Source organism: Microbulbifer sp. TYP-18 (genome assembly GCF_040932045.1).
Lineage (GTDB): Bacteria > Pseudomonadota > Gammaproteobacteria > Pseudomonadales > Cellvibrionaceae > Microbulbifer.
Genome location: NZ_JBFRBC010000041.1, coordinates 1 through 10,092, shown reverse-complemented (window position 1 = coordinate 10,092; position 10,092 = coordinate 1). Strand labels below are relative to the sequence as shown.

Annotated in this window: 6 protein-coding genes; 2 read left to right on the top strand and 4 right to left on the bottom strand. The window is 42.0% G+C overall.

Annotation, left to right across the window (positions count from 1 at the left end):
* Positions 1 to 528 precede the first annotated feature (528 nt).
* From ABVT36_RS18095 to ABVT36_RS18080, 4 genes are all read right to left on the bottom strand, one after another.
* Positions 529 to 834: a hypothetical protein gene (locus ABVT36_RS18095; RefSeq protein WP_368457810.1), complete on the bottom strand. Its 306-nt coding sequence runs from the start codon at positions 832 to 834 to the stop codon at positions 529 to 531.
* 339 nt (positions 835 to 1,173) lie between these two features.
* The gene (locus ABVT36_RS18090; RefSeq protein ID WP_368457809.1) at positions 1,174 to 1,770 is read right to left on the bottom strand and encodes a hypothetical protein; all 597 of its coding nucleotides are present in this window, start codon (positions 1,768 to 1,770) and stop codon (positions 1,174 to 1,176) included.
* On the bottom strand, positions 1,771 to 5,688 hold the full coding sequence (locus ABVT36_RS18085) for a DUF637 domain-containing protein (protein ID WP_368457808.1): 3,918 nt from the start codon (positions 5,686 to 5,688) through the stop codon (positions 1,771 to 1,773). It lies immediately after the preceding gene.
* Between the two features lie 19 nt (positions 5,689 to 5,707).
* A complete protein-coding gene (locus ABVT36_RS18080) occupies positions 5,708 to 8,074 on the bottom strand; it encodes a hypothetical protein (protein ID WP_368457807.1) in 2,367 nt (788 codons plus the stop codon).
* 855 nt (positions 8,075 to 8,929) lie between these two features.
* Between ABVT36_RS18080 and ABVT36_RS18075 the strand changes: the two genes are divergently transcribed.
* A complete protein-coding gene (locus tag ABVT36_RS18075) occupies positions 8,930 to 9,127 on the top strand; it encodes a hypothetical protein (protein ID WP_368457806.1) in 198 nt (65 codons plus the stop codon).
* Between the two features lie 396 nt (positions 9,128 to 9,523).
* Positions 9,524 to 9,847, top strand: a complete 324-nt coding sequence (locus ABVT36_RS18070) for a hypothetical protein (RefSeq protein ID WP_368457805.1) — start codon at positions 9,524 to 9,526, stop codon at positions 9,845 to 9,847.
* Positions 9,848 to 10,092: the final 245 nt, after the last annotated feature.

Below are 10,092 nucleotides of genomic sequence, written 5' to 3'. Positions count from 1 at the left end.
CACCTGATCGGGTGCTTTCACTGGACAAGGCAAGGATCAAAAAGAAGGAAAAGGCGCCTAAAGATCCTAAATAAATGCTGGATACATATACAGTTCAGAGAGGGCGAGATGAGCGATGTGTACGAAAATTACCCCTACGAATTACCCCTCAAATCCCCAAAACGAAAAAACCCGCACTGAGCAGGATTCGTAAGTCTTTGATTTAATTGGGGAATATTGGGGTGGCTGACGGGGATCGAACCCGCGACCTCAGGAGCCACAATAAGCTTTTATTTTCATTTAAAACAACAGATTGAAAGAATTTGTGTACAAAATGGTGTATACATATACAGTATGTTTATTACTGCTTTTACGTAGATTTGAAATTTTTCGTACACGGCCAGGTGATTAAAAAATCAAAGACTAGACTCATGTATCCTTCCCTCATGAGAACACTGATCCTTGCTCTCCTCCTCCCATAGTGATCGAAGGAGATCAGAAACTTCTAGGCCCACCTGACTGGAATGGCTAATGAGTAATTCCTGTTACTCAATCTTCAACTTCGATCAAAGCTACAACACACTGTCCTTCACTTGTTTGATCGTAATCTACTCTTGAAAGCTTCCTGTTGGTAGATTTCGCAAATAACAAATTACTATGTGCAGATTTGCCAAAGTCAGATGTTATATCGATATATAGTTTCTGATGAAGGCAGGTAACCGATCGATCCTCTATTGTTTCGAAATATACATTATTCCCCTGCGCTCCCAACACACCTATTGTCAAATCATATTCACTAATTGCCTGTGCAGGTACTGCTGTCAACAAAAGCATCAAGCATACTATTCTATACATTTTGTCCCCTTTAAGTTAATGAAGGCCAAAGTGCCTTCTCCCCTAGTATAAAAGGCTAGCCAAAAGAATGTTACAACCTTTACTTCCATGTGACAAAAGCCGGCCAATGAGCCGCCCAACTATTCAGGTGTAGTTTGTAATCTCCATTTCTACTTTCGAAGGAATCGGCCTAGTGAATGAATACCATGGAGGCAAAACTCCGGGATATAGCGGCTGATCTCGCTTTATCGAAATCAGCCACCCGATTCGTATAGAAGAATTACATCAGGTATTGTAATTTAATCTTTTACTGGTCTCTAAGAGTAGTTGGGCAACACAAAGTTTAAACACTTTCATTGTTTAAGAAAAATAATCGAGAATATTTTTTGTGGTCTTAAAACTCTTTGGAGCGCCGGGATCAATCTCATCCTTATAAAATTTATTAACGTAATCCAAATCACCCAACAGGCCTCTAACAATACAATATTTTTCTGCCATATTGCCTCGCGTTACTTGTTCGATACTTTCAAGGAATGTTTCCTTAGAGCTCGTATCATATTGACTATTAATATAATTTGTTCCATAGGATAATATATAATCAAATGCTTCCATGACTGCTGCTACAGCCAATTCTTCACTACCATAATCCTTTTGATAAAAGCTCGGTCGATATCGTAATTTAAGATTGTCAGCTCTTTTCACTCCAGAAAAAAAACTACAGGGGCCTTTCTTCAAGCCGGAGACTTGAGTCCATATCTTCTCCACCTCAGGGACAAGTACTCCTACCACCGGCTGTAACGATACCGATGGCAATGAACGAAATGTCCACAATGGCTCTATAAGAAATTCACAAAAGTCAGCTGGTTTATACTTGTAAGAATTCCGTTTAAATTCCCATTGGTCATACTCATCTGCCTTTAATTTAGCGGCATTAACAATACTAGCTTTGAATGACATTTAACCCTCCGTTGGCCTAAGAACATAAACGCTAGTTGGCACAATCTCATCCTTAAATTCGGCAAAAGTTGCGTTATTACCACATGCGCTAGCCTGACCCAGTTGGCACGCACTATAAACAGTCTTTTGATTCCCTGTCAAGGTGGCATTACCTGTCTTAACTTCCAAGATGGCCTGCCCATTTGTATCTAACTGAATCCCACCGGTCACTCGATTTCCATCTAAATCATAGAGTTCAAAACCTTCGGGGATATCAATGGTCTTTCCAGGCATTCCGCCAGTAATGGATAAATCAGCCCGCGCCAAAGTTCCATGATCGGGGTGGCCGAGGTTGTCGTATTGAATAGAAACCTCTTTTTGCACGATAAGTCCATCACTATCTCCAATACTGTCTACAATATCGTTAACTTTTTCCTCGTGATAAATACGTCTTTCAACGATAGTGGAGCTGAATGGAGAAGATATTGGGTGCTGCAACCCGTTTTCATCTAGAACAAAATACCCCCCATTACCGTCAGCTCTTTCTAACACGGGTCGACCATTGTACAAGACACCAGAATCTCGATATCTGCCGTTATTTGGACCTATAATTATATCTCCATCAAAACTATATTTATCGCTAACTTTTAAGATCTTGTGTTGAGTAGGAACATGACCACCGTTATAGGTTATATCAGGTGAATCCTTCAGTTTCCGTCTATTAACATACTTTACAACTGAATCACCTAGTGACCCAGTATTAGCCTGGATTAAATTCAGAAAACTATCAGCAGAATTCGCTCCCAGTTGTCTTATTGCCTGAACCAGTTCATTGTGCTCTATCTTAGAATAGATCTTCCCGGCTATTTTTCCTCCAGGAAACAAGCTTTCCAAAAGTTTCGCACCAGCACTTTCAAGCAAATAGTTTGCTAATGCTGCTTCACCGGCCTCCTCACCTTGCTCTTCGTAAACTTTGTATATCTGGTAAAGGTCATAGCCAATTATTGCTGCATCAATTGCTTTTAGCAAAAGAGGAGCAAGTGCTATTAAAAATAATGCATTATTTTCCGCAGCATTAGCACCGGTGTCGGCCGCAATATTTATTCCTGAGGCTTCAGCTCCTGCCGCAAATGCTCCAAGGGCGGCAGAGAATCTTGCTAGATTAACCCCCTGTTGTTTTAAATGATCAACTCTTTCCTCAAGGGCACCCAAACCATAATCGGCTCGCAGAAGTTCCTTGATTTGAAGGTTGCTATAACCGCGCTGCACAAGTTGATCAATATCTCCCTCAAAATCAATCAACAATTGCTCCATTGCAACCGTTGCTTCTTCTACCTCGGATTGGGTCCGCTCTTCATATACGCTTCCAACGAATTCGCCTACAACCGCTCCAAAAGCTCCAGTGGCACAACCATCGGAGGAGTTTTGCTCACCTGAATTCTCAGCAGTTGCTACCCCGATCGCACATCCAGCTCCTGCATGAAATATATACTTCAAAGCTGTATCAAGAGGATTAGGAGATCCTTGAGGATTGTGGTCAAAAGCAGCACCAATTTTCTCAGCCATATGCTGCCCAAGAATATCGATGCCCTGCTGTGCTAAAGATTGGACAAACGAATCCTTAAAGTCTAAGTCATAGACCGCAGATTCCAGGCCGGCTCGCACTGCAGCATGTGTAACGGCTTGCGCAGATTGTTGCGCTATAGTTAAGGTAGATTCCTGTATTGCAGCATCAAACGCCAATTGAAAAGCTTGGTCAGCTCCGACTATATTGGTTGGATCTATCGCAAGTACTGCCTCACTCGCAGCTTTACCTTCTGCAATAGCATTAGTATCCGCTCCAAAGAATTTAACGTCTATCGCTTTGACAGCACCTGCAGTTACCATCGCAACGCCAATACTCTTGAGAGTTTCAGTAGACGCAAGGTCTTCCATGGCGCCAGGGATGTCACCATTAACAATACCGTTGGCTAGACTAATAACCAGCTGACTTTCCAGGCTTGCCAACCCGGCACTGATTGCCGCTTCGAACCAACCGGCGCTTGCACCACTAGTCGCTATCGCCATTGCAACTGAAATAACCGCCGCAAAGGCAGGCGAAATACTTGTCCTTGACTCGTTCCACTCTTCGTATTTCAGCTCTATAGCCGTCCAATCCACATCAGGAGTATTTGTCCTGACGTCGGCCATCCATTCCAAACCCTCCATTTGGGCCAACTTGGAAATCTGCTGGTCCATCGTTAGAGATGAATCACCTTCGTACTCAACATTTACGCCGCTCAACGCCTCTACTGCCAAGCCACCGACTATGGAATTGGTGACACCAGTTTCAATTACATGCCCGCGGTTTTCCGTAGATACAGTGAAGAGGCCTTTCTTAATGGAACTGTAACTATAGTGATCAGTTTCAGTTGTCATTAACAAATTAATGCCACCACCGGTAGCCTTTACTTCTGTACCTTCGTGGCTGGTAATGTCTACAGCTCTTAAAGTAATATCTCCAAAATTACTATGTAAACGGATACCTTTACCGGCATCTAGAATTGAGCGGATCGCTACCGTTTGATATACGGATTCCTCAATTTTGCGTTTACCGTATTTTCCTTTTCTGTAAGATTGGGTTACATCCAAATTGTCTTCTACAGTAATACCAAGGCCTGCCAACAGCTCAATATGTCCGTTATCACTAACAATTTCTGAGGCATCAATCAGGATATTTCCCTGCGCGATCATCGCTATGGTATCACTGGCGGAAACCTTAGAAGCCAGATGAGAGACTGTTGAACGCTGATAGGATATGCTTCCAGAAGACCCTTCTGCTTGATTAGTAATCTGCTGGCTGCCGATATAAATATCGCCACCCGCCTCGAACCGTATGGTTTCTCCAGCAGAAACCACTGAGCCCAACAGGATAATATCGCTACTGGTCTTAAAGAAAATATCGCCTTGTGCATTGATTTCTGCAATTGGTCCAAATCGTTCCGACTGCAAGGTTCCCAAGTCGTATCGATGAACAATGGTACGATTCTCAATGGAATGCGCACCAATTACCAAGTCACCTTCACTGGAAATAATCCCGGAGATATTGCGGAGAGCGCCCCCCGCGATAATTTGAAGATCGCCTTCAGCAATTAAGTTACCTTGGTTATTAATCAGGTTCCCCGCCACTTGTAGAAATGCATTCCGGCGAAATGTGACGTCAGAATTGTCAATTTGCAGGCCAGCGAGAGTGATGGAGTTACCGCCAAACTCGTTTTCATCTCCAGTAACTTTTTGTGCCGTTATAGTGGAAGATTTTAAATAAAGAATTGGAACCAGAACATCTTCACCATTGATATAGCGTATTTCTGGCCAGACCATATCGGAAGGGATTTGGGCAGCTGTAAGCCCAAGAGAGGTACCGAATAATTTTCCTGAAGCCAACGCGTAATTGTATGCATTGTCATATAGCTTACTTATTTGTTCCTGCTCGGCACCATAAACTTGCGTATTGATTAGATTCCGACCGAGTTGTGCGTACACTTGCGAGCGAATATAACGGCTCTGAACAAAATTGGTTCCAACTCGCTTGGTCAACGGATAGTGAGGCAATATAACTGTAATATCACCCACCCCAATCGGAATCATTATCGGCGGCGGTAAATTTTCCTTACTGGTTTGCTTTAAGCGTTCAAAAAAAGTCTCGATATTAACATCTTGTTGATGGGCATTGGTATCGAGATAGTCAGCGGATTTAAATTGATAATCACTACTACTTTCCCGCTGAAACAAGTAATTTGTATTCAGTTCAGCTTCTATGAGGGAAGATTCCAAAATACTAGTGGCGCCGGCAATTGCTGGCATACACAATTGTATTGTGAAGACAAAGGTCACTACTGAGGCAACAATTCGTTGCCAACTGGTGCAACTGGATTTTTCGATCTTGCTTTTAGCTTTCATTTTCATGCTTCCTTAATCCCTAGTCCCACCAGTTGAATTCTTCATCGAAGAAACTTAGTACGGCATTTTTAATTTTTTCTACATACGCTAAAACAATATCGATAATCGACTCGCTTTTAACCTCTGATGATACACAGCCCACATCTACCGGGTCATTGGGAAGTGGACTGCAAGTATTGCGCCTAATAACCACTTCATCTTGCGCTGTATCCTCATAATATGTGTAATAGGGAATTCCATCATCGTTGTAACTTGTTTGCCCACTGTAGGGCGCGTAATATTCTCTGGATTTATAATCTGCTAACGCAAGATTTTGGTAATAGGCGATAGGATCATGTTTTGAAAAATTTACCGTAGTTTGTGGGCCGACAAAGTTTCCTTCCACATGAAAAAGAGACTCCTTTTCATCTTGATTGACCCGCACAACTGTAGTCTCCACCACATTAGGCTCACCTGGTTCAGCACAATAGCCATTTGCAAATTTCACCAAGCATGTTTGGTAAACAGTACTGTAGGTTTCATAGGAGGCTTGGGAAATGGCTACACCTAGCTCTTTGAGTGTAGGTGTATCAAGGGTAGCGTTACCAAATACCTCGAAAAACGCGGTATTATTAATAAAACCGGTGGTGGCTTTAAGATTGAAATCGCCGAAAGTATGAATTAACCCCGGCGGAGAATAATAATAAAAATTTTCCGTCCACTGCCCTGATTCTTGTTCGATAAGTATCTGCGATCGATAACGCTCATTGCTTAGCAGGCTGGTATCAATAAAAACTGCACCTAGCTGATTAAGTCGCATTACTGCTGAAGAATTAACCACATAATTATCAGCCTTAATAAAAAGCTGAGTTTCCGCAGACACCATGACTTGATTGGCCAGAGCTGCATTAAGTGGAATTCCATTGGACCAATCTTCCTCTGGAGCCCTGTAAACATAATAAGGGTTTATATTTTCAAACGCCTTAGCTTTTATTTTTAACTGACTTGATAAGACACTTGCAGAAAGAGAGCTGGCCTTCTGCTTTCCTTGGGCTTCATTTTCCGCCAGCCCAAGCGCATAAAAAGTACCCAGCTCAGCGGCACTAATATTGTCTATATCCCAACTCAACAAATTGTTGTATTGATTATATTCGCTCAAAAATGGTGTTCTGGAGCCGTTGCGAATTAACCCCTGTTTTGATTCGAGATTAACTAGATTCCCTTGAATTATACCACCGAAGGAATTCAATAAATTGCCATCTACTGAAATGTCTACACCAGCCAACCCTTCTATCTGACCCTTATTAAAAAGGTCATTTGCGGCAATTTCAGCTTTAGTGGTTAAGACCTTAGCATCATTGATAATTTGATTTTTCGCAATGGCTGATAGAGTGTGGGCAGTTACCTCTGCACTGCTCCCAAGGATCATGCTGTCATAGGATTGCAATGTAACGCTATTGTCCGATTCCAACCGAGAATTAACTACCAGCGGTGAACTAAAACTTTGAATCAGGATCGACTCTTCATTGATTACAGGTGTATTGCGATAGTTAGTTGAAAAAACAAGGTCACTACTCGTATCGATATCTGTTTCTATTCTATACCACGCATTTGCCATGGTGGCCGTTACAGTAGTGGAGCGAATGGAACCATTCAACGGTATTGAGGTAGAAGGCTGAGCCACATTGGGTATCTGTGTAATCCGCCCGGATTCGAACTCTAATTCGTAATTTCCCAAATACAGGTTGACAGAACCGCCGCCAATTTTATGGCGACCAGAAACATCACTGACGTAGTCACCATCACCTGTCCGAGAAGCATTTTGATGAGTATTGATCTCACCATTAAGAACCATATAACGCCCGAAAGTATCGATTGACAAGGCTCCTGGGGCGGATAACTGGGAGATATTGACAGTACCGGAGAGTTGTATTTCACCAATACTGCCAGCGTCATCTGCAAGAGTTTGATCCAATTTACCGGCCGCCAGTGCAATGCGCTGGAAGTTACTAAAACTACATCCAGAACAGGAAATCGAGGCACTGGTACTGTCGGTAATAAAGAGGATATCGGCGGGCTCCCCGACCAACTCGATACTATTGGCCAGAGATAGGCTACCTGAATGAATAACGACCAACTTGGCTGGTGTAACCCCTGATCCCGAAAGTTCAGGAAGATTCAGTATCCTGAGAGATTTATTGGATACCAAAAACGTAGAAAACCGGTTAACTGAAATCCCTGCACTATTGGGAGGTCTGATAATAAGATTATCTGCACCGATTTCTTCTGCGCTTGGAACCAATTGAATTTCCGGGTCATGCTGGGAAGCAGGGATAATTTGTGTAGCCAGTGTCGTTCCACTCACGCACAAAAGAACCCACAGGCTGAGTTTTAGCCATATTTTCATGACATCATTATCCTTTATACAAAACTTGATTCGATTTAAGAATCTTTTTGTTATTGGCCCAATCTTTTTATAAGGGAGTGGTTACCCAGACGGAAATCCCAAACAAATCTTATATCTACCCAAGCGCAAAAAATAGTTACCCAATATACTTTTCCATATTCTATAGAAGCCATCCTATATGTCAAGCAATACTTTAGCCTTGAGTGCTATCAAATAGTATTGGCTTTAACTATAGGGATAGCGTTAATTCGCCTCCTCATTGATTCTCTATGCTGATAGATAAAGCGACTATATTAACGTTAAAACCAATTTGTGAATGTAGGATTTTCGATTCTCATTAAATTAATTGTTTATCAGATTTGCTTTATTCTGCTCAGAAAATAAATATTATTAAACAAGTCTTTTGATTTGTATCTTCGGATGATCTCTTGCAAATCTTTCATTTTCAAAAGAAAATAAATCGAATAAGATCTGCGCTGTGGACGCTCTTTGCTCCATGAGAGCTTCCCCTCCTGAGAGTTATTTGGGAGGGTAAAACACTAAAAGTTGTATAAAGTTTGGGAAAAGATACTAAATTGATGAAAAATACTCCAGAAGTTAAAAGTCTTCAACTGGATCTAACCCACCTAGCTTTTTGGCATTTAGTGACAAGCTAAAGGTATTAAGCTAGCTTGTGTCGGCGGCTCTGTGACGCACTCGTTTATTTCTCTGTCAGCGCATACTTGTCACTAATCAAAAGCTGGTTCAGCTCCTGTAGCCACTTATAGAAGCCATCCGCATACTCACTAACAATATGATGAGATCACAACATCTTAACTAAAATCCTAATCGAGGATCGAAAGAGGCATACATATTGTGAAGAAAAAGATATTTTTATTGGCTCTGGTATTGCTTGTATCCTCTCTGGTACAGACAGAGGTTGTAACTACTGATATGGTGACAATAGAAAGATTGTTTACATATGATGATGTTGGGGCGATTGAAGGTAAGGAGGGAACCGATATTATTGCATGGATTGATACCGGCATAGATGAATGCCCAGCTGGAGTGTGACTTTCGCTCTCTGCTCCCGGATACAATAATATGTCTTCATTTCTCTTGGCTGCATACATGGGTCAGAAACGAGTTCGTTTCCAAGTTTACAATGATAGCTTGTGGACCAGATCGGCAACTGGTGTCTGCGAGATTGATGCCATACGATTTGAGTAAATAATTTATTATTAACAATAGAATCAGTACGGCGCGATTTATGTAATAACTGAACCTCTACCCTTTGTACTTCTATCGGGCACAAACTTAACCTTCGGACTCACGCCCACTTGTAACTCCAGTAGTGCAGCTATTGTATTCATACAAAAAAGTCACGGAAGGCTTTTTTAGCTATCTATTGATTTCCGACATACATAGCGTCAAACTTTTTACCCCTCATTCGAATTTGGATCAAAAAGCATGAAAAAAATTTTCTTACTTACTGCGATGATAGTTTCATTTGGTGCTCAAGCTGGCACACAGACGGGGCAAATTTCAGGGGTCACCGTTAGAGCAAGTGATGGGCTGCATTATTTTTCCATACACGGAACAACTACGGGTAAACCTGCTTGCGCTACAAATACTTACTGGATTATAAAAGACGAAAATTCCACGGCTGGCAAATCTCAATTATCGGTGGTCTTGACTGCCTATGCTTCGGGAAAAACTGTGGTAGTTACTGGAAGTGGGGAATGTACGCGTTGGGGAGATGGTGAAGATGTGAATACAATTCTTCTACAATAAATAGGCTAGCAATTATTTTAATTACATTGTAGCTTTTTATTCTAAACCAGTGATTGAAACAAGAAAAGTCATCTTGGCGCCCCCAATCCCTCAGACTTTTTAGCCTTCAGACCTGTGACAGGTACTGGATAAGACGCTCGCGCACATCAAAGTAGGGATTGGGCACAAACACCCCGGATACTTCCGGGGCGCTGAGGATGCGTTCAAGACTGGCTTTGGGATCTGTTACGGAGCGCAGATACTCC

Excerpts from the sequence above, each read along its gene's own strand:
- ABVT36_RS18095 (WP_368457810.1), bottom strand. The coding sequence starts at position 834 with ATGTATAGAATAGTATGCTTGATGCTTTTGTTGACAGCAGTACCTGCA.
- ABVT36_RS18090 (WP_368457809.1), bottom strand. The coding sequence starts at position 1,770 with ATGTCATTCAAAGCTAGTATTGTTAATGCCGCTAAATTAAAGGCAGAT.
- ABVT36_RS18085 (WP_368457808.1), bottom strand. The coding sequence starts at position 5,688 with ATGAAAGCTAAAAGCAAGATCGAAAAATCCAGTTGCACCAGTTGGCAA.
- ABVT36_RS18080 (WP_368457807.1), bottom strand. The coding sequence starts at position 8,074 with ATGAAAATATGGCTAAAACTCAGCCTGTGGGTTCTTTTGTGCGTGAGT.
- ABVT36_RS18070 (WP_368457805.1), top strand. The coding sequence starts at position 9,524 with ATGAAAAAAATTTTCTTACTTACTGCGATGATAGTTTCATTTGGTGCT.